Genomic DNA, 23,170 nt, shown 5'->3' with positions numbered 1-23,170 from the left:
TTGTCGGATATTACGGAGGGGGCTAGCTGAAATACCGCCAGATACCCTCTTATTTTTTAATCCATAGTTTAGAAAAATCCAGCCAGCCGAAGGAGTCGATAGCCAGGCCTTGAAGGGCTAGCGGCAGCTGCGTCTGGAACCGGGAATGATAAAGGTACAGCAGCCAGTTGTCCTGCCGCAGCCATTGCTCGGCTTCCTCTACAATTTGGGCGCGCTCGGCTGCGGAAGGGAGGCTGACGTAGCGGGCGAGGATGCTCCGCAGCTGCTTTCGCTGCTCCATAGTCAGAAAATGATGCAAATTGCTGTCTTCATTATAGAAAAGCCGAAGCAGGCCCACTTCTGTATCATTTTCCAGTATTTCAGTTGCCAGCATCAAATGGGCAGTTTGCGCTAGCTTTTGCGGCGAGACCTCTGCAATGACATAGGGATGGAGTTTCAGGCGAAGGCCAATAGCAGCTGCCCGCTGCTGCAGCCAAAGCATATCCTGCTGTTCAACAGGCCTGCCGTGATGATACAGCTGAATGACTTCTCCGGCATAGCCACTTTCCCGAAGCAGCGCCTCTGCATCAGCCAGCGAACCAGATTCATATGAAGCCAGCTCACTGCTGGCGACAAGAAAGCTGTTTGCGGGTACGGCGCGATTGCCTCCGAGCTCCGCAATCAGCAGTTCGCGGTCAAGCAACAGCCGCAGCGCTTGGCGGAAGGAGGACTGGTGCTGAATGCCCGGCATGCTGAAGTTGAAAATTAAATAGCGGCAGCCATCAAGCAAGGAATCCATCGCTCTATTATTTTCCGTGGCATGATCTCCGGATGCGGCATCCATATGCGGCAAGGAAAATTGCCGCTCCCGCGGGGCATCTGAAGGAATATGCCAGATTTCCACAAGGTCAAGCCAGGCCCGCTCGCGAAAGTAGTGGTCGAAGGCTTCAAGCCGCAGCACCTGCGCTGCATTTTCCACCAGCTTGAAGGAGCCTGTCCCAAGCATCTTCTGCTCGGAGAATGCCACATCATGCGGCAAAATCGACATGGTCGCGCAGCTGAGAAAATGCAGCAGAAACGGGTTTGGCTGCCGCAGCCTGAAGATTAGGCAATAATCGCTGACGATCTCAATGCCTGCAATGTCCTCGTATTGCCAGCAGGAGGGAGAATGCACCTCACGCAAACGCTCCAGCGTGAACCGCACATCCTCCGCGGTTAGGAGTTGTCCATGATGGAAGCGGACTCCTTTGCGCAAATAAAAGGACCATGCCGTGTAGTCGTCATTGCTTTCCCAGGCATGGGCAAGCGAAGGCAGGAAGCGCTGCGACGCCGAATCAAAGTCGATCAGGCGGCTGTAGATTTGCTCCAGTAGAAACACCTCGGTAACGGTAAAAGCAAAAGCCGGGTCGAAGATGCCGAGCTTCCTCGTCACGGTCACCCGAAGCACATCAAGATTGGCGGCACCTGCCTGCTCCAGCTGGAAGCCCATACGATTTTCAAGCATGGCGCGCAGCTTGTCACGCAAAGCAGGAGGCAGCTCGTGGCTGGAGATGAAATCGATGGCCTCCTTCATTTTCCCCTTAGCCAGCAGCTCGTTAAAATGCTCCGTCAACACATCCTCCAGCCCGCGGATAACCGTTAATTGCGAAATATGGCCGCGTCCCACCCCTGCGCTCCATGCGACAAAGCCTTCCTCCACCAGCCTGCGCAGTACAAGCTTGACGTTGCGTGGCGTACAGTTCAGCACCTCCGTCAGCTCGCCGATCGAAATCGGTATTGCTGCACCCTTATGCTGTTTGCCGGGCAGCGATAACAGCAGGCTAATATAATGCTCCTTATGTTTCATATTCTAACCGTCCTTTGCTCAGGCTGGCGCAAGCGCTGCCCATAAAAGGTGAAATTTTAATTTCAATCTTACTCTTTTTATTCTCGTTTTCCCAGCTAAAATTAAGTCTACTATAGAGAGAGGGGAGAACCATCATGTTTATGCAGCTTGATCGCAATATTAAAATTCGGATTTTGACGACCTTCCTGACCCGCTGCGTAGAGGCGATGATCTTGCCGTTTATGGCGATTTATTTTACCCAGCGGCTGGGGGCGGGGATTGCGGGCCTTCTGCTGCTCATTAATTTGCTCGTGCAAATTACAGCGAGCCTGTACGGCGGCTACATGGCAGATCGTTATGGACGAAAAAAGGTAATGGCATACGCCCAAATGATCCGCTTTATTTCCGTCCTTGTCATGACGCTTGCCAACTCGCCATTTCTTGATTCCACTTGGCTGACCTTCTCCATGATGCTGCTGCTTAGTCTTTGCAATGGCATGTTCAATCCAGCGGCCGAGGCCATGCTGATTGACGTCAGCACAAAGGAAAATCGCGCTTTTATTTATAGCATTAACTTCTGGGCGATCAATTTATCGATTTCGATTGGCGCACCGATCGGCGGCTTTCTGTTTGCGACGCATCGGACCGAGCTGTTTATGATTATGGGGCTAGCGAGCCTGGCTACGCTTATGCTGACGTTATTTTTAATTCGGGAAACTCATTTTCCAGATGCGGAAAGCAGGCTGCAGTACAGTGGCAACGGCCCCATTCGCAATATGGTGCTGAATTACAAGCTGGTGGCGCAGGACAAGCTGTTTATTATCTACAGTGTCAGCGGGATGCTCATTCGCTCGCTGGAAATTCACTTGTACAACTACATTAGCGTCCGCCTGCAAAAAGAGTTCGAGCCCCAGCAGCTGTCCATGCTGGACAATTTCACCTTTGACCTGACAGGCATTAGGCTTGTCAGTCTGCTGCAGGTCGAGAACACGCTCATCATCGTCTGCCTAGCGATCTGGGCAGCCAGCTTTGTCCGCCGTTTCCGTCCGGCACGAATAATGTATATTGGCGTTATTTTGTATACGCTCGGCTTTACGATCGTCGGCTTCAGCAACTCCGTGTGGCTGCTGCTCATATCGATGCTGGGAGCGACGGTTGGCGAGCTCATGTTTACGCCGATTAGACAAGCTTATTTGGCTGGTATTGTGAAGGATCATGCGCGAAGCTCGTATTTAGCGGTGAATGGCCTGCTTGGGCAGTTTGCTGGCGCTTTCGGCGCTATTGGCATCAGTCTTGGTGCTGTGCTGCACTCCAGCTACATGGCCATGATCATTTTCGTTATGGGCATGACGGGGCTGCTGCTGACGCATTATGTATTTCAGCGGCTTTCGCCAGGGGAGTCGCGTCCGCAAGGTTCAGCACCGACGGCTGCAAAGGTTTAGAAGTGAATGGCTGTTGTAAGCGAAGAATATAAAGGAGGTTGTACAGCATGAGTAAAAAACAATGGGCTGGCGCGATGCCGGCTGTACAATTCAGAGTAGCAAGGCCGACGAACCAATTGGCTGAGGTGGCTGCCTTTTATGAACAGGGGCTGGGCCTATTGCGAATTGGCTCCTTCGAGGGGCATGACGGATACGATGGTTTGATGTTCGGCCTGCCGGGGGCGGACTACCATTTGGAGTTTACACAGCATGTCTCGGGGGCGCCGCTCGCACGACCATCTGAGGATAATCTGCTAGTGTTCTACATTGAGGATCGCGAGCAGCAGTTAATTATCGCCAAGCGGCTATTGGAGCTGGGCTACCCTGAGGTGGAGCCGGAAAACCCTTACTGGAAGCAAAAAGGCATCACCATCGCCGATCCCGACGGCTATCGTATCGTGCTGCAAAACACGTCTGGACTGAGCTGATTGTGGGCTACTGGAAGGTTGAACTAAAGAAACATGATTTGGAGAAATCAAAAAAAAGCCGCTCTGAAAGCTTTGCTTACTTGTATCTATGGGTGAGCAAAGCTTTTTTTTATAGGTTAACCAAGATATTTCCCGCTGCCTGTGTTTCCCAGAAAGACAAGTATTCAAAAATACAGTTAAAGTTGAAAATTTAAATTAAAGGAATTATACTATTATCAATTGATAGTTAATACTATCAATTGATAACTTTATTTTCTCATATATTTTCAATGCTGAACAAGTATGGCTAGGGCGTGTATGCAAACTGAGGATAACCTGCTACAACCTGCCTATCGTTTCTCTGGGACCAATCTCATCTGGCGCTTCAGAGCTGGTGAACCTCAGCTTACAATTGCTGCTGAGGCTAAGCAGTTTGGGATGCTCGCTCCTTGATTGGAGGACTGAGGTAACGCTATTCAAGCTTTTTCACTGATTTCAGGCTGTAAGCGGACAGGAAATCCGCTATGACTCTCATTATCCCGTCGAAATAGTCATTTACAGCTTATTAGCGGCTTCTGAGTCCGCATCCAGTGCCTTAACCCATGACTCAGTTGAAATAACGGCTGCTGAGTCCGCCAAATCTATTTTTGTGCAGGGATTCAACAACTGAAGCGATGAACTTTCATTAATATTTTTCAACACATAAAGAGAGGAATGATAGAAGATGCAAGACAAAATCTCTATTCCCCACCCCCCAACGTATGGTCCGCTAGGCAATTTGCCTTTGATTGACGTAGACTCGCCAACCTTATCCCTTGGAGCTTTGGCAGAAAAATACGGACCTATTTTCAAATTTACTGCACCGGGACTATCAAGTTTAATCGTCTCAGGCCATGAGCTCGTGGCCGAGGTATGCGATGTGACCCGATTTGACAAATATGTATACAACGAGCTGCAGAACGTTCGCGCATTCGGCGGCGACGGGCTGTTTACAAGCTGGACGCATGAGCCTAACTGGAGAAAAGCGCACAACATACTGCTGCCCACGTTCAGCAAGCAGGCGATGAAGGGATATCACTCCATGATGATTGACATCGCCGAGCAGTTAATACTCAAGTGGGCACGGCTGAACCCGCAGGACACCATCGATGTAGCCGATGATATGACCCGGCTGACGCTGGATACGATCGGACTTTGTGGATTCAATTATCGATTCAACAGCTTTTACCGGGAAGATCATGCCCCGTTTGTCCAAAGCATGGTCCGAGCATTGAACGAAGCGATGCTCAGAGGCTCGCGAATGAAAATTCAAAATATGTTGATGGTCAAAACAAAACGCCGTTTTGAAGAGGACATTCAGACGATGTTTACGCTGGTGGATAAGATCATTGCCGAACGAAAGGCAAGCGCGGAGCCGGGACAGACGGATTTATTGGCACGCATGCTGGAAGGCAAGGACCCGGAAACCGGAGAAATGCTGGATAACGAAAACATTCGTCATCAGATCATTACGTTTCTGATTGCAGGTCATGAAACAACGAGTGGTCTGCTATCCTTTGCTGTTTATTTCCTGCTGAAGCATCCGGAAGTGCTCGCGAAGGCTCAGGAAGAAGTAGACCGCGTGCTGACAAGTCCCACCCCGCTATATGAGGAGGTTCTTCAGCTTAACTACATCCGTCTGATATTAAATGAATCGCTGCGGTTGTGGCCGACCGCTCCAGGATTTGACGTTTATGCCAGAGAGGACACGATCATTGGCGGGAAGTATCCCATCCCCAAGGGACAGAGTCTCAGTGTGCTATTGCCTCAGCTTCACCGCGATCCGGCTGCATGGGGAGAGGATGCAGATCTTTTTCGGCCTGAGCGGTTTGAAGATTCGACCAAGGTTCCCCATCATGCTTACAAGCCTTTTGGGAATGGTGAACGCGCCTGCATCGGCATGCAGTTTGCCCTCTATGAAGCCACATTAGTACTGGGTATGGTACTGAAGCATTTCGACTTGATTGATTACGACAACTACACATTGGACGTTAAGCAGACTCTGACGCTGAAGCCCGGTGATTTCCGGATTCGAGTGGGGCACCGTCAGCAGGTATCCACCAGGGGAACCGTAGGGATAACAGGCGTGCTGGGAACAAAACCTGTGGATTCTCCATCTAGTGCTGCGGATAAGGTTGTACCAAGCATAGTCGGAACGCCGAGCGGCAATGGATCGCTGCTTGTATTATATGGCTCAAATCTGGGTGCAGCGGAAAGCATTGCCCATCAGATCACGAGTACGGCTCTTGGTTACGGCATCCAAAGTGAAGCAGCTCCACTTAATGAATGGAGTGGACGACTGCAAGGGCAAGGCATCGTCATTATCGTTACGGCTTCATACAACGGCAAGGCTCCTTACAATGCGTCGGCATTTGTAGAATGGCTGAAGGGGGCCGGAACAGATGTGGGGCAAGCTGTTCGGTATGCGGTATTAGGCTGCGGAGACCGGTCCTGGTCGGGAACGTACCAGAGCATTCCACGCTTTATAGATGAAAAGCTGGATGCCATCGGTGCCGAAAGACTTGTATCCCGGGGTGAAGTTGATGCAGGGGGCGATATGGAACAGCAGGTCAAGGAGTGGATGGATGGGATGTGGCCAGCGGTTACGGACGCGCTGGGAATACAGATGAATCATATTGAAACGGCAAATCCAAGTACGCTTCAGCTGCAATTTGTTGAGGGGCCGTCTCAAGTGCCTTACGAGAAAACCTATCAAGCCGCCTATGCGACTGTCCAAAATAACCGGGAGCTGCAAGCCTCTGAAAGTGGACGCAGCACTCGCCATATCGAGCTTCTCCTTCCCGAAGGCATCAGCTATCACGAGGGTGATCACATCGGCGTGCTGCCTCTTAACCGGGATATAAATGTAGACCGCATTCTGAAGCGGTTTGGCATGGACGGCAGCGAAATGATTTGCTTAAGCACCGAAGGTTCACATCTGGCCCATCTGCCTCTTGATCGATCCGTCAATGTACGTGAGTTGATTCAATCCTGTGTGGAAATTCAGATGCCAGTTACTCGTGCTCAGCTGCAGGAGTTGGCTGTCCATACTGTCTGCCCGCCACATCGTCGTGAGCTGGAGGCCATGATGGAGGATGAGCGCTACACCCCGTATATCTTAGGCAATCGAGTAACGATGCTGGAGCTGCTTGAACAATATGAAGCCTGCGAGCTTCCTTTTGTCAGGCTGCTGGAATTGCTGCCTCCGCTGAAGCCGAGGTATTACTCTATATCCAGTTCTCCGCTGCTCCATCCGAGAGAGGTTAGTATTACGGTAGGCGTCGTTAAGGATCAGGCATGGAGCGGCAAAGGAGAGTATGCGGGGGTCGCCTCTACTTATTTGGCGGAACGTGCACCAGGCGACCGTGTTCTAATATTTGTACAGACGCCGGAATCTGGATTTAGACTGCCAGAAGAGGCAACTGCTCCAATCATCATGATCGGGCCAGGGACGGGAGTTGCTCCGTTCAGAGGATTTTTGCAGGCTAGATCTGTCCTGAAAAAGCAAGGGGTGGCGCTCGGAGAAGCCCATCTGTTCTATGGGTGCAGGAACGAGATGGATTTCCTGTATCGAGCTGAGCTGACCCAGTTCGAGCAGGAGGGGATTGTTAAACTGCATACCGCTTTCTCGCGCGTGGTTAGCGAACCCAAAACCTATGTACAGGATTTAATGAAACAAGTGTCTTCACCACTTATGGATCTCATGGATCAACATGGAAAAATCTATGTATGTGGTGATGGCAGCCAAATGGCTCCTGCTGTGGAAGAGACATTAAAGGCTGCTTATCAGGAAAGGCATGGAGCAAGTACGGAGGCAGGTGAGCGCTGGCTCGAACAGCTAGAGCAGGACAGTCGGTATGTCAAGGATGTATGGGCTGGCAATTCCAAACCGGCAGCGTCATAATATACAGCAGCATAATGTAAAGACAAATGAAAGCTAATGCCGAAACGTCATCCCTGGAGATCATACTATAGCATGTCATATCTCCGGGGATATATTTTAGCTGTGAAGAGGCGGTCATTAATAGGGGGATTCAATTATGAAACAGTCAATTGCATTCGCGGTTATGCTATAATTTCATGGTAATACCCTACTATTTGATTGGAATGGGAATCAATTATAGAATAATACTCTCCAAGGAGTGTAATAAGATGAGAACAGAAATGTCATCAATCAAGCAAACGAGGCTTAACTCCATTCTGGATGAAGCGACCAAGCTGCTTATTGAGAAGCCAAATGCGTCGATGAATGAAATTGCAGATTCGGCAGGAATCGGAATCGCTACGCTGCATCGATATGTGGAAAGCAGAGAGCAATTGATGATTTATTTGGGCCTGCGTGCAATCGAGGTTGTTAGTGAAACCATGCGCGGTATTCCACTGGATGAGGATAATTGTGAAAACTACATCCCGATGCTCATTGAAGCGCTCATTCCGTTAGGGGACAAGCTGCACTTCATTGCCCACGATACAACCATTAATTATAACGAGGAAATTATTGGAGCAGATCAGAAGCTGAGGGAACCCGTGCTGCATGCTATCGGTTTGTTGCAGCAAAAAGGTTATTTTCGCCATGATGTAGACAAAAACTGGATTGTGAATGTCCTGTATTCACTCCTATTTCTGACGTGGCAGCAAGTCGTTAGCGGGGATATTGCCAGAAAATCCGCAGCGGCATTGGTCGTGGATACATTCTACCATGGTTTTAAAACCCCATGATGGATGCTAGAACAGCCAAGCACAGCAAAACGGCCCTCTGCGCCGTATTAGGGGGGACGAGAGAGCCGCTTGCTCGTTCTATAATAAAGGTTATTGAACGTTTGCGTAGTAGTTCGAATAATTAAGCTGACCGCTGCCATTTGTAATTTCGGTGCCGTATTCTATGCTGCTGACGTAGCGGGTTGTTGGGAAATAGCTTTTGCCAACGAGATAATCGGTAAAGTTTTTCACATTAATTGTGAAATGATCCGTCTGCGTCCGTTTGAGGAAGGAATAGACCCACCATTGCTGCACCCCATTGTCGGTAATTTCCCCGCGGTAAACGTCATAGCCCTGTCCGCCTATGGAAACGTTGGAGGCAACAAGCCCGCCAATAGGGCCAACTCCGCTTGTCCAGCGGTTCCAAATCATAATTTCCTCCGTTGGCGTGCTGCTCCATGTCGCCGTTCCTGTGCTGTGCAGCCGAATAGCTATCAATTTTGTGAAGCGCTTTCATTTAGTATTTTAGCAATATATGGAGATAGTTAACACCCTGATAATTAGTGATTTAATCATACTATTTTTAGGGTAACTGTTAATATGAGGTATCCTTGAAAAAAGAAAATTTGAAGTTTCCTGGGCATTTTGCCCTAAAAACTAAAGTTTTCTCGCACGAAATCCGAAGTTAATTATAGGGTGGAATTCCTTGTTATTGGAAGGATGCGTGTGAAGATGAATAACAAGAACATTGTGCAATATTTTTATGAGCATCAATTTCTCCCGGCGCTGGACCAGAAAATGACTGCGATAGAAGAGGAGCTTCAGCGTCATCAGGAGCAGTGGATCGATCAGTTTCTGGAAACCTTCAAGCGTATATGCTTACGAATTAGGGAAATGCAGGACTCGGATCAAAAAGGCCCGATTTCGCTTATCCATTTTTGCTTGCTGCGCAGGTCGATGATGGATCATTCCTGTTATTTCATTGAAGCGTATTCGGAAAGATGGTATGAAAATTCGGCACCGCTGTTTGAGGAATATGATGCTGCTTGGCTATATCATTCGCTGCCGGCATTTATTCAGGAAATGACCGAATCGTACGAAGGATTTGGGGAATCCGCCAAGTCTACGGAATTTGAAGCGATGATGCAGAAAGCAGTGGGCTGTTATCATTTATTTGCGGTTGCCTTGCTGCGGGCAGCTATGCCGGAAGCTATTATGCTGGAGGAATATAAGTCCATTAAGCGAGAGCTCGCTTTGCGTATCAGCATTGGCGAATATACAGATCTGAGCGAGGATGTGCTGGTCGATTATCAAGGCTTGCAGGATGTAAAGGAAATTCGCAGGCGGCTGGAGGAGAGCAAGGCAAGCAGCATTGCTTATGGGTGCTACCGTAATCTGATGCTGCCCCAGGTGCGAACGGAATCAAATGATTTGCGATATGCGGATTTCAGCGGAAGCCATTTGCAGGGAAGTCGTTTTCAGCGCTGTGATTTAATGGGTACAAGATGGAACGGCTGCCTGGCACCCGAGTCGGATTTTCGCTATTCGTCGCTGCCGGAAGCGGATTTTCGCCATGCCGATTTGCGCGGAGCCGTGTTTGATTATGTGAGCGGCCATGAGCCGAGAGACCGCCTTAGAACGGGACTGATGGGTGTGCGCTTCGATCATGCCGATCTGGAAGGGGCGAGCTTCATCGGGGCGACCTTTGGCCGGACCAGCTTTGAAGGAGCAAACCTGCAGCATGCGTTATTTTCCCGTCAAATAAAAGACAGCTACAGCTTTTCAGCGGAACAGATTCATAGCATACGGTGGGTTGACTAAAGCGAGCACTGGAGGGAATTCATAAGCTAACAGAAATAACCAAAGTCTTGAGGCGCAGTGTTTGCGCTTCAAGACTTTTTTTATGGATGGTCGAAAAGGCTCATTGGTCAGAGCTGCTGCTCTTGCCAGCTGGAATTAGCTTTGCCGCATAAGGCATAAAAAACTGCAGGATTATTCCGCCCAGGCAGACGGTTAATAATGTTCCAATCCCTATGGGGCCATGAAATAGAAAGGCCATCAATAAGAAAAAGAGCTGGATCAACGTTCGGGAAAGCAGAATGCTCATGCCGCTTCTATCCCGAATGATGAGCATTAAGCGATCCATAGGAATCGGTGCAACCTTCGTTTGCAAATAACAGGCGATGCCTGCTCCAATGATAAGTAAGCCGAGTATCAGAAACGATAGCCTGCTGAGCCACATTTCCGGATGGGCGAACGTCTGCAGCACATAAAGCCAAAAATCGATGCCGAGACCGGCAATAAAAGCGGTGAGCAAGCCTTTAAATTCAGGCCTTGTTTTGGAAAATACCGCATTGCTGCCGATCATGATAAGCGCAATAAGGATTTCCCAGCTGCCCACCGTAAGCCCGACCTGGCCAGCCAGGCCAACGAGAAGCGCATCAAACGGCGATGCTCCAAAGCCCGATTCAATCGTAAGGGCGATGCCGAGAGACATCATTAAAATGCCAGTCGCATAAAAGAAATATTTCACAGTACCCCGTCTTTTCCAGAGCCCTCGGAAGCTAATGCTTTTACCATTAAAACATGCGGAATCCCGTCCTCCATGAATAGGTCCGAGACGGTTTGATAGCCCAGCTTATGATAAAAGCCCTCTGCTTGCTGCTGCCCATGCAATTTAAACCGTGTATAACCGAGCCCCTTCGCTATTTCCTCTAACGTATGAACGATTACTTTTCCCAGCCCAAATTTCCGATAAGCTGGCAAAAGACAGATGCGCTCAAGCTTAGCGAAACTGTCTACTGTTCTTAAACGTCCAGTTCCGACCGGTTTTTCGTTATAATAAACTAAAATATGCTGCACGCGATCCTTCAGCGCTTCATAATCGTCGAATTCATCATATTCATCCTGCAAGGGTGTGCCTTGCTCTTCGACGAAAACGAGCTGCCGGATATGCAAAGCAATGGTTAAATCAGCTTGCGTTTGTATCATGCTTGAATACAACTGCCTCAGTCCTTTTCTATATAGGTATAAGTGCTAGCTTTAAAGCTTTTTAATAGTATAAATGAATTCAATTTTGTTGTAAATGCAACAAAAAGAAAATGAGGGGCAGTGAGAACAATGAAAGACATTCTTCGTGAAATCGGCATGATTGCTCGGGCTTTGGATTCGATTAGCAATATTGAATTTAAACAATTTGATCTGACAAAAGGGCAGTATTTATATGTGGTGCGCATTTGTGAAAATCCGGGCATCATTCAGGAAAAGCTGGCTGAAATGATCAAGGTAGATCGAACGACTGCTGCCCGAGCTATCCAGAAGCTGGAGGAGCAAGGCTTGATCGAGAAAAAAGACGATGACAGCAATAAAAAAATCAAAAAACTGTTCCCGACGGAAAAAGGAGAAGCCGTTTATCCATTTCTAAAGCGAGAAGGCGAGCATTCCAATGCGGTTGCATTGTCCGGACTTTCGCCGGAGGAAGCGGATAATATGCATCAGCTTCTGCAGCGGGTGAGAAAAAATATTGAAGTGGATTGGGAGTTTGTGAAAAAGGGAAATAAACGCAAATATTAATGCGGCCTGTGGTCACCTTTCTTGGGCGTCAGGTGTTATAGAGAGTATACAAACCAAGAAGGAGGTGCTCACATCGCATCATAATCAATTGGAGGCATCGGAGCTGGAACGGCTGATCACCGCTGTTCAGGCAGGGGAGACGGAGCATTACGCTGCGGTCGTACAAGCTTTTCAGCAGCCGCTTTACCATTATTGCTGGCGGATGCTGGGGAGTCGGCAGGACGCAGAGGATGCGGTACAGGATATTTTTGTAAAAGCGTATGAGGCGATAGAGGGTTATGCACCCAAGGTGCATTTTTCAGCCTGGCTGTACCGCATTGCCTATCATCACTGTCTTAATTTGCTGCGAAGGCAGCGTCTGCAAAAGCATTGGCTGCGTTTGTTTCGGCCAAGCGAAATGACAGCCGCAAGCGCGGAAGAGGAAATGGACAATCGGCTGTATACGCCAGCGCTTGCGGCGGCTCTTGCTAAATTGTCACTGGAGGAGCGTAATTTGCTTGTTTTACGAGTGTTCGAGGAGAAATCGTATGCGGAGCTTGGGGTCATTATGGGGAAAAATCCGGATGCGCTGAAAAAAAGAATGAGCCGCATTAAGCAAAGGATCAAACAGCAGCTGCTAGAGAAGGGGGAAGAGGCATGGAGCGAATCCGCTTCGATCATGAATACGACGATATAACGAGCAGAGCCGCAGCAAATGGAAGGCTCCCAGCTATCAATGTGACTGAAGCTGTGATGGAGCGAATTTCACGGGGAGCTGCAGTGGGCAGGAAGGGACGAGGGGCCTTCATGCGTCCCGTAATGAAGCGCACGACTGCTTTCAGCGGAGCGCTCATGCTGCTGCTCTTGCTATCGGTAAGTGCCTATGCGGCAAGCCAGTATATTGAAATTCGCAATGCGGCTGGCGAAATTAAGGTTCAGACAATCGATGCCATAACGCCGCAACCGGGCAGCGCAGAAAACGAGGCGTATAATAACTATTTGTACAAGGCCCAAAACTTCGCCAAGCCGGGCGAGATGGTTGCTTTTTATGTAAAAGGGAAAGAAGATCGAGTGCTGTACACCTATAAAGAAAAGCCGTTAGAAGCTTATACGGCCTTTGCGCAGGAGGCAAATCGGACGGGTGCGCAGCTACTGCCCCAGAAGCTGAATGGCTACAGCTTTGTTTCCGGCAAAGTAGCTGCTTATCTGCCTTCTACCGATGCGGACAAGCAGACGGCGGCATATAAGCAAGTGCTGTCTGAGCTGAAGGAGCAGGCCGCTGCTGGAGCAGATGGAAAGAAGCTATTCATGAAGGCTGTGCCTTGGAATAAATCGGACGTGGTAAGCGCGATCTATACCAAGGGGCATTATAAGTCGGAATTAACCAAGAATCCTTTGCATGGCGGTGATGTATACTTATCGTTGCCTGCCAATCAAAATGCCGAGAAGATCAAGGTAGAGGGAATAGAAGTAATATATAATAAGCGGACTAGCGAGATATTCAACTATCATTATGCCCAGTGGTACGACGAGAATCAGGATGCTTTTTATATGCTTACAGACCGCGGGAATAAGCATTTAACGAAAGCTGAACTGCTTACGCTCGCTGGCGAATGGATTAAAGTGCTTAAATAGGCTCAGGTTTAGAAGCCGAACGTTTGCTTTAAATCAGCGGGCTCTGCTGGCAGGACGAGGACAATTTTAGACGGATCGGACGGAGCGTAGGTGACTTTAATGATTGTGCCTGGCTGCAGACGGGCTAGCATAGAATCCCTTATCTCCTTCGTCGTTGTTACTTGAAACGTATCCCCATCCGCCTTCGTTATCGCCAGATCCAGCCGCAGCTTAAGCTTGTCGTTCGGCGTGCTGCCGAGCGGAGTGGCATCCAGCACTTTGGCATAGGCGTGTTCGCCGCTGCGCGATACTTCGAGCAGCTCGGTGGATACGTCTTGCTTGATTAGCTGCTCATTCATTAAGGCTTGAATATCCGAGGTGGCGACCTGACCTTCCCAGGCAAAAGCGACTTTGTTTCTGTCTTGCTGGGAGACAAGCAGGGGCACGACAGCCCCTGCTTTAAAATTGTCCAGCGACAACAAAGAAATGACTGCTTTCAGCTCGGTAGTATATTGCGCGCCACCTTTTCTCGTTACTAGCAGCTTAAAGTGCAGCTGCGGCTGCTCATTTATATAAACGCCCGTTTGCATAGCGCTTGTTATAAGTCCTACGGCAGGTTCGCCGTCCTTTATTTTTTGCTGCTCCATTCTAAGATTGAATAATCTTGATAAAATAACCATGCCGAGGCCTTCCGCCATAAATAGGATGAAGAGCGGCATCCCGATCCAATAAAAAGGGTTCTGCCAAATCGAATAAGCGATAGCTGCATATAGGCCAAATGCGGCCATTTGTATAATGCCAACCCATCTAATCCATTTATGCATAGCAATCATTCCCCCTACTTGGTTTTTCCGTTGACCATGACATGGTCTGTAATCCGGTGCCTGGTGGCTTATGGTGTCAGGAGCCCCATGTAAATCAGCTCGGAAGGATTGGCGGGGTTTTGGCCGAGCCCAATTTGATCGCCGGGGCGCGGAATTTGCAGCTTGGAGACGAGGGTTTCCATCGTTTTCTGATAGCTGCGTCCATCTGATTCGGTGACATTAAGCGCAAGAATGACAATCGGATCGAAGTTAACGAGCTTGCCCGTATCTGTTATCGAAAGCACGGTCGCAGTTGCGGCAATAGGAATAGCGCCAGTAGACGCCATATGCGCCTGCTTTGCTTGATTCAAGCTTTGATTCATCATATCGCGATGCTCCTTAGGGACAAAACCTTTCATCATCATGCCGGTGAATCCCTTGTTAAGCTTCTTATCCGCATACTCCAAAGCCTCTTCTTTGCTTTTCTTCTTTCCGAATAAGTTAAACATAACAACACCTCGTTCTCATCGTATTTTGTAGCTTAATTTAAGTATGAGGCAGGCTGGAAATCCGTTCAATACAATCCGGCACATGTAAACAAATCTTAAAAAACGAAGCTTGAGCAGCGAAAAAAGGCCGTTTTTTTGTGTCGGATGGGGCTTTATGCAAAAAAACAGCCGGTTTCAGCGATTCAATGAGCCGCAGTACCGATTGTTTTGCGGCATTCGCTGTGGCTGCCGCCCTGTTCCGCCTATTTATTTCGCAATAAATAGACCAATTTGCGGTAATACAGCGCTGATTCCTTGTAGCGGCGACCGTCTTCGGAGGCCACAGCGAGCGTCTCATAAAGCGGCTCCAAACGCATCGTCTGCTGGGTCTGCTCGAAATAGGGCAGGCAGGATAAGGCTGCATCCATAAAAGCTTCCTTTTTATCGCTCGACAAGGCAAGCTGGCTTTCATAAAATACGGTAGTCATTTGCTGATCCTCCGTCAGCGAGTAGCTGGCAAGCAAGCTAAGTCCTTGCGAAAGTAGGCCCCAGTTTTTGGAGGTGAAGGCCACCTCGCAGCGATAGATCAGTAGAAGCGGCAGAAGCAGCTGCTTGGTTTCGTCCGTTTCCTGCTGCGCGAGCTCCTCAAAGCGGGATATTTCATCGGATGCTTTGTCCAGCTCCCCCTGAAGTGTCAGCATAATGATGCGATTATTCATAATGGACGGAAACAGGTCACCAGGGCTCGGCGTATAGACGAGATGGGCTTCAGCCATCGACAAAGCGAGCAGAGCCTCCTGATAAAGACCCATCGCAAAGCAATAGCCGCTGTAGGCAAGATGCTGGCTGGACAATCGATGATACAGCCGTTCGCTGTACACATGCTGCATCGTTTGCTCATAAATCGCTTTAGCCGATTCATATTGCTTGCTGTAAACAGAGGCTTCCATTAGAAAGTTTTGTACCGTTAACCAGAGTTCCGAGCCTTCTTCCACAAGTGCACTTAACCGCTTGCTATTGCTTAACGCTTCGAAATATTGATTTTTGGAGCGGTAATGCTGGATTTTATACAAAAATAGCGCCTTCTTGAGCGGAATAGGCAAGTTCGGGTCGTCGGCGCGTCCAAACTTCTCTAAATAATAATGAAGATAAGTGCGATGAATATAGTCATAAGCATCGCCATCATTCATTTGCTGATAATAGATGGCTTTCATTAGTGCGGTAGTCAGCTCAATCGTTAATGCGTCATTTTTGTCATCGAGTTCATTGACATCCGTCTCAGTCAGCGTTGAAACCGGCTGCGACAGCCGGGCGAAAATCTCCTCAGTCCTTTCAAGCGTGGCTTCATCCTGCAAGGCGGCATGGATTAAATACTCAGAAGAGACGGCAAGGCGGCTGGCAATCAGCTCAGCTAAATCATCGGCAAACGGATACCGTTCCGCTAAAATATTTGCAAAATGCGCTTGCGTCACCAGCCCCTCGACCAATTCCTTGCGTGCTAAGCCGCGTTTTTTACATAGAAACTCAACCCGTTCTTTTAGCAAATTCATCCTCCTCAGGTTAATAATCTTTCATCTAGCCCTTCTGGTTGCATCATTTATCTTATAATAGTAACTTACCCCAAGCTCCAAGGGGAATAACCCGATGCTAACGACTAGAAGGAGGACAAAAATGCAGTTCAAAAAACGAATATTGGCTTCATGGATGGTGATGTCGCTTTTTATAGGCGCGGCCATTCCCTTCTCCAATGCTGTTATAGCGGACAAGGTTCCACAGATTGTACTCCGCAGCGATTTTGAAGACGGCAGCCTGCAGGGCTGGAAAGCCAGAATCGGACACGAGAAGCTTAGCCTCAGCAAGCAGGAGGCGAACACCGGCAGCGGGAGCATGCTGGTAGAGGGGCGAAAGCGTACCTATAATGGTCCCATGCTCGATATTAGGAAGCAGCTGCTCCCTAATAAAGAATATGAAATATTGGCTTATATTAAGCTGAAGGAAAAGCCGGCCAAGGACATAACGATGCAATTAACCGTTTATAAAAATTCGGGAGCGGCAAGCTGGAGCCCGCTTAAGCAAATGACAATCAAGAAGGAGGAGTGGCAGCAGTGGCATGAGCTCAAGGGAACGTTTCTTCATGGAGACACCCCATCCGAGCTGAAACTGTACCTGGAAACGCCTTACATAACGGATGATACAATCGATACGACAGCTTTTTATGTGGATGATGTATCGATAGCGGTTATCTCCGACATGGCGATAGAGGACAATATTCCGGCAATAAAGGAGGTTTATAAAGACGATTTTACAATTGGAGCGGCGGTATATCCGTGGCAAATGGAAGGCATCTACGGGGATTTGCTCAAAAAGCATTTTAACAGCTTAACCGCAACCTACGAGATGAAGCCAAAGTTTCTGGCGCCCAAGCAGGGGCAATATGCGTTTGCGGCAGCGGATCGTTACGTCCGCTTTGCCGAGGCGAATGATATGGTGGTGCGCGGCCATGCGCTCATCTGGCATACCGATGCGGCGGAATGGATGTATTGGGACAATAATGGCAAGCCAGCTAGCCGAACACTGGCGCTATCTCGTATGAAGCAATATATCGAGAAGGTCATGAAGCGCTACAAGGGCAAGGTGTATGCATGGGATGTCGTCAATGAGGCGATCGCGGATACAGGCGGCGATAAAAACGGGCTTCGCCAAACGTCGTGGTATAAAACGATCGGACCGGATTACATTGACAAAGCGTTTGAATTTGCGCGTGCTGCCGATCCATCGGCCAAGCTTTATTACAATGACTATGGGACGGAAACACCGCAAAAGCGGCAGCAAATTTATCAGCTGCTCAAGCGTCTTAAGAGCAAGGGACTTATTGATGGCGTAGGGCTGCAATCGCATTATAAGCTGGAGTCGCCATCGACGCAGGAAATCGAGAAAACGATCAAGCTGTATGCCGGACTCGGCTTGGACCTTCAAATTACGGAGCTGGACATCGACACCCGGATCAGCTTCGGAACCGCAATGCCGGAGGCGATTGCCGTACAGCAGGCATACCGTTACAAGGAGCTGCTGGGGCTTTATAAAAAATACAGCAAATCGATCTCTTCTGTGACCTTCTGGGGGGTGCAGGATGAGAAGACGTACAACAATCAGGCGCTGCTATTCGATACGGAGCTGCAGGCTAAGCCAGCTTATTGGGGAGTCGCGGATTCGTCGCTTCTGCCGTCAGACCCGCAAAGCCGCACAGTTGCTTTAAGAGCTTCACCAAGAGTGCAGCAGTCAGTTGATCAAATATGGGATCAAGCGGTGTCCTCCCAGCTTACGCAGACAGGAAGCGAGAAGTCGAGCTTCAAAACGCTATGGGATGGGACAAATTTGTATGTACAGGTCATTGTAGCCGATAAAACAAGCGATGATGCTGATCAGGTGGAGCTGTATGTACAGGAGAATGGGCAGGAGGGCAGCGATAATGGAGCAGAAGTAAGACGGCTGAGCTTTCCTCGTCTGAATCATCAGAAGGGCAGTTATTCTTATGTAACCAGAGCGCTCTCCACCGGCTATATAGTAGAAACGGTCATTCCTTGGAAAGCGATCAAGGGGGCAAACGGACGGGAAATTGGGTTTGAAGTCAAAATCATAGATGGATCGTCCGGCGCAAGCGAGCCAATCTATTGGAACGACAGCGCTTGGCCGAGCGATTCGGTGAGCAAGCTGGGAGCGGTCTGGCTGGCTGATATGCCGAAATAAGGCTTGTTTGGCAATAGTGTGAGCTGCAGAGGGCGCTCTTAACCGGCAGATAGACTGCCTCGAACACCCTTGCCTTGGCTTTTGAGCTTGGTGACGAGAGTTGGTCTGTAGCGTCTCAGGATAAAGCGGATGACAAAATAGCCAAGTAAAGAAAACACAATGCTGTTCACGATGGAGCCAATCAGAAAATTCATGCCCAGATGGCCGAAGGAAGCAAAATGCCCCGCCTTATGTGTAATCGGTGGCGCAACGGCATTGGCCGCATGGGCGGGATGATCGGCGGCTGGAGCCCCTACGAGGCGGTTCAGCCAAAATCCGACTTTGTAATTCAAATAAAACAGTCCCGGCCAAGTAAAAGAGCCAATCGTTGAAAAAATAACGCAGGCGGCCAGATTGCCGCGCAGCAGCCGAGTCAGCAGCAGGGAGATCGGCAGTCCGACGATAAAAGTCGGAAACCAGCAGTGCAGAAAGCCCAGTACGCTGCCAAGCGCAACGACATGGTCGCTTTTTTTTATACGGAGCAGGCGCAAGCAATAATATTTGAATTTCCGCAACATTTTTGTTCTCACGATGAACGGCTCCCAGCTTATATGATGAATGTATCATATCATATTCGCAGGGTGGAACAAAGGCTGCTACAGCTTGTGCCCGCTGTGTTTTCGTCAAAAAGAGACAAAAAAGCACAGCAACGAAAAACAAGCCTCTGAATGCGCTGCAGCAGCGAGAACAGAGGCTTGTTTTTCTCGGACTGAAACGCACTGTGTCGCCAGAGGACAGTGCGTTTCACCTTGAGAGGTTTTATCAACAAAAGCCGAGAAGACTCCTTTCTCTACAGAGAGGGGATGAATCGGCCATTTTTGGACGTTTTACGAACGTATGTGCTATAATGATAAGAACATATAGGGAAGGAGGAGGGTCTCGTGTTGGTACATAAAGCTTATAAATATCGGATTTATCCGAATGAAGAACAACAAAGGCTAATTCATCAGATGTTTGGCTGTTGCCGTTTTGTATTCAATTATTTCTTGGGCTTATGGAAAGGTACCTATACGGCAACAGGCAAAGGATTATCCTATAACACCTGTGCCACTGAGCTTCCTTCCCTCAAAAAAGACTATGAGTGGTTGAAAGATGCCGATAGTATCGCGCTGCAATCAGCCGTTCGAAACGTGGCGGATAGCTTTGATCGATTTTTTAAGAAACAAAATCAGGCTCCACGTTTTAAGAGCCGTAAGCATCCCGTTCAAAGCTACACCACCAAATATACGAATGGCAATCTAGCGATTAAAGGGGATCAGCTCAAGCTTCCGAAATTGGGCTGGATTCGCTTTGCAAACTCCAGGGCGACAGAAGGGCGCATCCTATCTGCAACGGTTAGGCGAAACGCGGCGGGTAAATATTTCGTATCCATCGTCTGTGAAGTCGACGTTCAATCGTTGCCGCAAACCGACAAACATATCGGAATTGACTTAGGACTCAAAGACTTTGCTGTAGGCTCCGATGGCATGCGGGTTGCCCATCCTAAAGCGTTCCGAAAGCACGAAAATCGGTTGGCGATGTGGCAGCGCCGCATGGCTCGCCGCACAAAAGGCGGCTCAAATTGGCAAAAAGCTAAAAACAAAGCCGCCCACATTCATGAAAAGATTGCAAATGTTCGTCATGATTTTTTGCATCAACTCACAACGAAGCTGATTCGTGAAAACCAAACCATCAGCATCGAAGACTTAAATGTGACAAGCATGCTTAAAAACCATAGGTTAGCCAAAGCCATTAGTGATGCGTCCTGGGGCGAATTCGAACGACAGTTATCGTATAAATCGCAGTGGTACGGACGGATCGTGAAGTTCGCAGCCCCATTTGCCCCGACGAGCCAAAGGTGTCATGGGTGTGGATTCATCCATAAAGAAGTGAAAAACCTTTGTGTGCGACAGTGGAAATGCCCGTCATGTGGTACGGTTCATGATCGGGATGAAAATGCCGCACACAATATTAAAGATGTTGCCGTATAAACGACAACGCCATGAACTGCGGGAACCGCAGGGATCGCTTGGTCTATTTTGCTTCGTTAGAGGCAACTACCCAAGAATCTCCCACTTCAAGCGTTAGCTAAGTGGGGGAGCGTTCAATTGTAATAGGACGTTGTAAGCGGAACGAATACGGCTCCATCCTCTTTGGCATCGGCATAAATATACAGCTGGTTTGCACCGCCGATTTCTACTTCAACCGTAACGAGCCCATCGGCAACGTTAATTTCCGTCGTTTTCAAAATCGTATCGGTATCCGTGTCTTTCACCGTCAGCTTGCCGAGGTCCTGACCAACGGCTGCGATTTGAAGGTACAGCTTTTGGTATTTTTTCTTAGGCTCCAAAATGAATGAGCTTGAACGGGCACCTTCTGCGTTATCGAATATGGCTTCCTTGTAATCTTTGCCGTTATAGGTCGTTTGCGCAGCATCCTTCGTGCGGTACATATTGGTCGTCATGGAGCTTGAGATTGCAACGCCCTCTACCTTTTCGCCTAGCTGAATCATTTGCGTCTTGCTGTCATAGTCGACAGCAACGCCAAGCGCGTCGGAAATCGATCTTACCGGAAGGTAGGTTGTGCCTTTGTAGCTAATTGGAACAACTGTATTATTGCTGCCGTCCCGGAGCTGCACCGGCTTGCCATCTACCTTGAAAGAAATGTCTTTATTCAAATAGGCTTTAATTTCTTGAAGTTTTGTAGCTCCGTAAGCACCAGTTGCCATGCTTGCAACAATCGTTGTGCCAAGAATTACAGCTATCGTAAGCTTTTTCAAAATAGGCCACTCTCCTGTTCTGGTTTGGAAAATGATAGTTCGCATAACTGAAGCTTGGAAATGCTTACCCTATTATAGGTGCGCTGCAACAGAGGGACAAGCTTAATGGGACTATTTTCCTTTAAAAATAAGTCTCTAGAAATGGATTTGTTTTTGAAACGCGTTGCGTACATGCCACGTACAAGGAAGGAGAAATGTGGTTAATAGGAATAGAAACGGAACATGATAAGGAGGAGACAAATGTCAGGTGTTTGGATTCAGCATTCGGTTATTTTTAGTTTGAAGCATGCAGAGGGCTCGGATGAAGAGCAGCGTTTTCTGGAGGATGGACGTACGATTTTGAGTGCTATCCCGGTCGTTCGCGATTTTCAGGTGTATTTGCAGGTTAGCCCTAAAAACGATTATCGTTTTGGCTTCTCCATGGTATTCGAGAGCAACGAAGATTACGAAGCCTATAATGCGCATCCGCTGCATGTGAAGTTTGTCGAGGAGCGCTGGGTTACGGAAGTAGAGAAATTCCTGGAAATTGATTATCAGAAACACGTTACGGTCGTTTAGAAGGAGGAGACAACGTTGGAATTGCTGTTGGAATATGGCTGGGTATTAGTGGTCTTGGTTGTTCTGGAGGGTTTGCTGGCAGCAGATAATGCGCTTGTGCTAGCTGTAATGGTTAAACATCTTGATGAGAAAAGCCGGAAGAAGGCGCTGTTTTACGGGTTGTTCGGCGCATTTATTTTCCGTCTAGCCTCCTTGTTCGTTATCTCGCTGCTTGTGAATGTATGGCAAATTCAGGCACTCGGAGCGCTGTATCTCTTATTTATTTCAATAAGCAATATAATTAAGTTTTTACGAAGGTCTAAAGAGAGCGAAGAGGAAGAGGAGACTGAGGAGCAGAAGGAGAAGAAAAACTCCAAGGCTGGCTTCTGGTGGACTGTTCTGAAGGTCGAAATCGCCGACATCGCCTTTGCGATCGATTCCATTTTAGCAGCGGTAGCTTTGGCTGTCGCCCTGCCTCCAAGTGGTCTGAAGCCAATCGGCGGCATGGACGGCGGACAGTTTATCGTTATTTTCCTCGGCGGCTTTATCGGGCTTGTCATTATGCGTTTCGCGGCAAACTATTTCGTGAAGCTGTTGCATTCCCGTCCAGCGCTTGAGCTGACAGCATTCGTTATCGTGGGCTGGGTCGGCGTCAAGCTGGCTGTTCACACGATGGCGCATCCATCGATTCACTGGCTGTCGCATGATTTTGTAGAAGGCTCTTTATGGAAAGCGACCTTCTACATCGTACTCGTCCTGATCGCTGTAGTTGGTTGGTTCTTGTCGGGCCGCAGTAAAGTGGAAGGCGAGCATGGAGATGGTGCGGGCAAAGCCCCAAACCTGGATAAACATACGGGTTAAGCAAATAGAATGACCAAATAAAAGAACAAAGGGAGCCATCTACACAGCTAGTGCTGCGTGGGTGGCTCCTTTTTACTGACATAGATAGGGCATTAGGAGAAGGAAAAGCTAACGATTTCCTCCACCATCACGTATAAGGTGGTTGACGGAGCAGTCGTAATAACGAGATAGGAGGCAGTGTAATCGGTAAACTGTCCACTTACGCTGCTGCCAGCCGTCGTATTAACCGTTATGGGATTGCCTTTGTTCTCGCTGAGTACGGTGGAGAGAGGGCTTCCGGGAATAATATGCTTGGCCGTGGATTCGATAGCCATCAAGGGCCCCTCCTTTTTAAGGATATAA

The 23,170-nt window shown here is 48.6% G+C and carries 22 protein-coding genes; 12 read left to right on the top strand and 10 right to left on the bottom strand.

What is annotated here, in order from left to right:
• Positions 1-49 precede the first annotated feature (49 nt).
• A complete protein-coding gene (locus tag ACSR9A_RS08785) occupies positions 50-1,825 on the bottom strand; it encodes an ABC transporter substrate-binding protein (protein ID WP_473756764.1) in 1,776 nt (591 codons plus the stop codon).
• 134 nt (positions 1,826-1,959) lie between these two features.
• Between ACSR9A_RS08785 and ACSR9A_RS08780 the strand changes: the two genes are divergently transcribed.
• From ACSR9A_RS08780 to ACSR9A_RS08765, 4 genes are all read left to right on the top strand, one after another.
• Positions 1,960-3,246 carry an MDR family MFS transporter gene (locus ACSR9A_RS08780; protein ID WP_473756763.1) on the top strand — a complete coding sequence of 429 codons (1,287 nt, stop codon included), beginning with the start codon at positions 1,960-1,962 and terminating at the stop codon, positions 3,244-3,246.
• A 47-nt stretch (positions 3,247-3,293) separates the two neighbouring features.
• Positions 3,294-3,713 (top strand): VOC family protein, encoded by a 420-nt coding sequence (locus ACSR9A_RS08775; RefSeq protein ID WP_473756762.1) that lies wholly within the window; start codon positions 3,294-3,296, stop codon positions 3,711-3,713.
• A gap of 703 nt (positions 3,714-4,416) precedes the next feature.
• Positions 4,417-7,635, top strand: coding sequence for a bifunctional cytochrome P450/NADPH--P450 reductase (locus ACSR9A_RS08770; RefSeq protein WP_473756760.1), 3,219 nt, complete (start codon positions 4,417-4,419; stop codon positions 7,633-7,635).
• A 248-nt stretch (positions 7,636-7,883) separates the two neighbouring features.
• Positions 7,884-8,450: a TetR/AcrR family transcriptional regulator gene (locus ACSR9A_RS08765; RefSeq protein ID WP_473756759.1), complete on the top strand. Its 567-nt coding sequence runs from the start codon at positions 7,884-7,886 to the stop codon at positions 8,448-8,450.
• A gap of 90 nt (positions 8,451-8,540) precedes the next feature.
• Here ACSR9A_RS08765 and ACSR9A_RS08760 read toward each other — a convergent pair whose 3' ends face one another.
• Complete coding sequence (locus ACSR9A_RS08760; RefSeq protein ID WP_473756757.1) at positions 8,541-8,927, bottom strand: GH12 family glycosyl hydrolase domain-containing protein; 387 nt, start codon at positions 8,925-8,927, stop codon at positions 8,541-8,543.
• A gap of 234 nt (positions 8,928-9,161) precedes the next feature.
• Between ACSR9A_RS08760 and ACSR9A_RS08755 the strand changes: the two genes are divergently transcribed.
• Positions 9,162-10,250 (top strand): pentapeptide repeat-containing protein, encoded by a 1,089-nt coding sequence (locus tag ACSR9A_RS08755; protein WP_473756755.1) that lies wholly within the window; start codon positions 9,162-9,164, stop codon positions 10,248-10,250.
• Between the two features lie 100 nt (positions 10,251-10,350).
• On the opposite strand, the gene ACSR9A_RS08750 is transcribed toward ACSR9A_RS08755, so the two are convergent.
• Both ACSR9A_RS08750 and ACSR9A_RS08745 read right to left on the bottom strand, forming a co-directional pair.
• Positions 10,351-10,962 carry a YczE/YyaS/YitT family protein gene (locus ACSR9A_RS08750; RefSeq protein WP_473756752.1) on the bottom strand — a complete coding sequence of 204 codons (612 nt, stop codon included), beginning with the start codon at positions 10,960-10,962 and terminating at the stop codon, positions 10,351-10,353.
• The gene (locus ACSR9A_RS08745; protein ID WP_473756750.1) at positions 10,959-11,432 is read right to left on the bottom strand and encodes a GNAT family N-acetyltransferase; all 474 of its coding nucleotides are present in this window, start codon (positions 11,430-11,432) and stop codon (positions 10,959-10,961) included. The genes ACSR9A_RS08750 and ACSR9A_RS08745 overlap by 4 nt, the downstream gene beginning before the upstream one ends.
• Positions 11,433-11,549: 117 nt before the next feature.
• Here ACSR9A_RS08745 and ACSR9A_RS08740 point away from each other — a divergent pair, with 117 nt between their 5' ends.
• The 3 genes from ACSR9A_RS08740 to ACSR9A_RS08730 all read left to right on the top strand — a co-directional run bounded on the left by ACSR9A_RS08740 (position 11,550) and on the right by ACSR9A_RS08730 (position 13,616).
• Positions 11,550-12,002, top strand: a complete 453-nt coding sequence (locus ACSR9A_RS08740) for a MarR family winged helix-turn-helix transcriptional regulator (RefSeq protein ID WP_473756748.1) — start codon at positions 11,550-11,552, stop codon at positions 12,000-12,002.
• Positions 12,003-12,066: 64 nt separating this feature from the next.
• The gene (locus ACSR9A_RS08735) at positions 12,067-12,678 is read left to right on the top strand and encodes an RNA polymerase sigma factor (protein WP_473756746.1); all 612 of its coding nucleotides are present in this window, start codon (positions 12,067-12,069) and stop codon (positions 12,676-12,678) included.
• Complete coding sequence (locus ACSR9A_RS08730; RefSeq protein ID WP_473756744.1) at positions 12,639-13,616, top strand: hypothetical protein; 978 nt, start codon at positions 12,639-12,641, stop codon at positions 13,614-13,616. Before ACSR9A_RS08735 ends, ACSR9A_RS08730 begins: the two co-directional genes overlap by 40 nt.
• A gap of 8 nt (positions 13,617-13,624) precedes the next feature.
• On the opposite strand, the gene ACSR9A_RS08725 is transcribed toward ACSR9A_RS08730, so the two are convergent.
• The 3 genes from ACSR9A_RS08725 to ACSR9A_RS08715 all read right to left on the bottom strand — a co-directional run bounded on the left by ACSR9A_RS08725 (position 13,625) and on the right by ACSR9A_RS08715 (position 16,436).
• Positions 13,625-14,419, bottom strand: a complete 795-nt coding sequence (locus tag ACSR9A_RS08725) for a hypothetical protein (protein ID WP_473756742.1) — start codon at positions 14,417-14,419, stop codon at positions 13,625-13,627.
• A gap of 68 nt (positions 14,420-14,487) precedes the next feature.
• Complete coding sequence (locus ACSR9A_RS08720; protein WP_473756741.1) at positions 14,488-14,907, bottom strand: hypothetical protein; 420 nt, start codon at positions 14,905-14,907, stop codon at positions 14,488-14,490.
• A 242-nt stretch (positions 14,908-15,149) separates the two neighbouring features.
• Positions 15,150-16,436 carry an XRE family transcriptional regulator gene (locus ACSR9A_RS08715; protein WP_473756739.1) on the bottom strand — a complete coding sequence of 429 codons (1,287 nt, stop codon included), beginning with the start codon at positions 16,434-16,436 and terminating at the stop codon, positions 15,150-15,152.
• Positions 16,437-16,557: 121 nt separating this feature from the next.
• Between ACSR9A_RS08715 and ACSR9A_RS08710 the strand changes: the two genes are divergently transcribed.
• Positions 16,558-18,633: an endo-1,4-beta-xylanase gene (locus ACSR9A_RS08710; protein ID WP_473756737.1), complete on the top strand. Its 2,076-nt coding sequence runs from the start codon at positions 16,558-16,560 to the stop codon at positions 18,631-18,633.
• A 38-nt stretch (positions 18,634-18,671) separates the two neighbouring features.
• On the opposite strand, the gene ACSR9A_RS08705 is transcribed toward ACSR9A_RS08710, so the two are convergent.
• Positions 18,672-19,202: a DUF2062 domain-containing protein gene (locus ACSR9A_RS08705; RefSeq protein ID WP_473756735.1), complete on the bottom strand. Its 531-nt coding sequence runs from the start codon at positions 19,200-19,202 to the stop codon at positions 18,672-18,674.
• A gap of 351 nt (positions 19,203-19,553) precedes the next feature.
• Here ACSR9A_RS08705 and tnpB point away from each other — a divergent pair, with 351 nt between their 5' ends.
• Entirely contained in the window at positions 19,554-20,642 is a 1,089-nt protein-coding gene (gene tnpB / locus ACSR9A_RS08700; protein WP_473756733.1) for an IS200/IS605 family element RNA-guided endonuclease TnpB, read from the top strand.
• 113 nt (positions 20,643-20,755) lie between these two features.
• On the opposite strand, the gene ACSR9A_RS08695 is transcribed toward tnpB, so the two are convergent.
• The gene (locus ACSR9A_RS08695; protein ID WP_473756732.1) at positions 20,756-21,430 is read right to left on the bottom strand and encodes a stalk domain-containing protein; all 675 of its coding nucleotides are present in this window, start codon (positions 21,428-21,430) and stop codon (positions 20,756-20,758) included.
• A gap of 240 nt (positions 21,431-21,670) precedes the next feature.
• Between ACSR9A_RS08695 and ACSR9A_RS08690 the strand changes: the two genes are divergently transcribed.
• Positions 21,671-21,988: a Dabb family protein gene (locus ACSR9A_RS08690; RefSeq protein ID WP_473756730.1), complete on the top strand. Its 318-nt coding sequence runs from the start codon at positions 21,671-21,673 to the stop codon at positions 21,986-21,988.
• Positions 21,989-22,003: 15 nt separating this feature from the next.
• On the top strand, positions 22,004-22,828 hold the full coding sequence (locus ACSR9A_RS08685; protein ID WP_341280955.1) for a TerC family protein: 825 nt from the start codon (positions 22,004-22,006) through the stop codon (positions 22,826-22,828).
• A gap of 92 nt (positions 22,829-22,920) precedes the next feature.
• Here ACSR9A_RS08685 and ACSR9A_RS08680 read toward each other — a convergent pair whose 3' ends face one another.
• On the bottom strand, positions 22,921-23,142 hold the full coding sequence (locus ACSR9A_RS08680; protein WP_341280956.1) for a DUF2642 domain-containing protein: 222 nt from the start codon (positions 23,140-23,142) through the stop codon (positions 22,921-22,923).
• Between the last annotated feature and the right edge of the window lie 28 nt (positions 23,143-23,170).

Source organism: Paenibacillus sp. R-74696, assembly GCF_055814915.1.
This window is presented reverse-complemented; position numbering and strand designations above follow the sequence as displayed.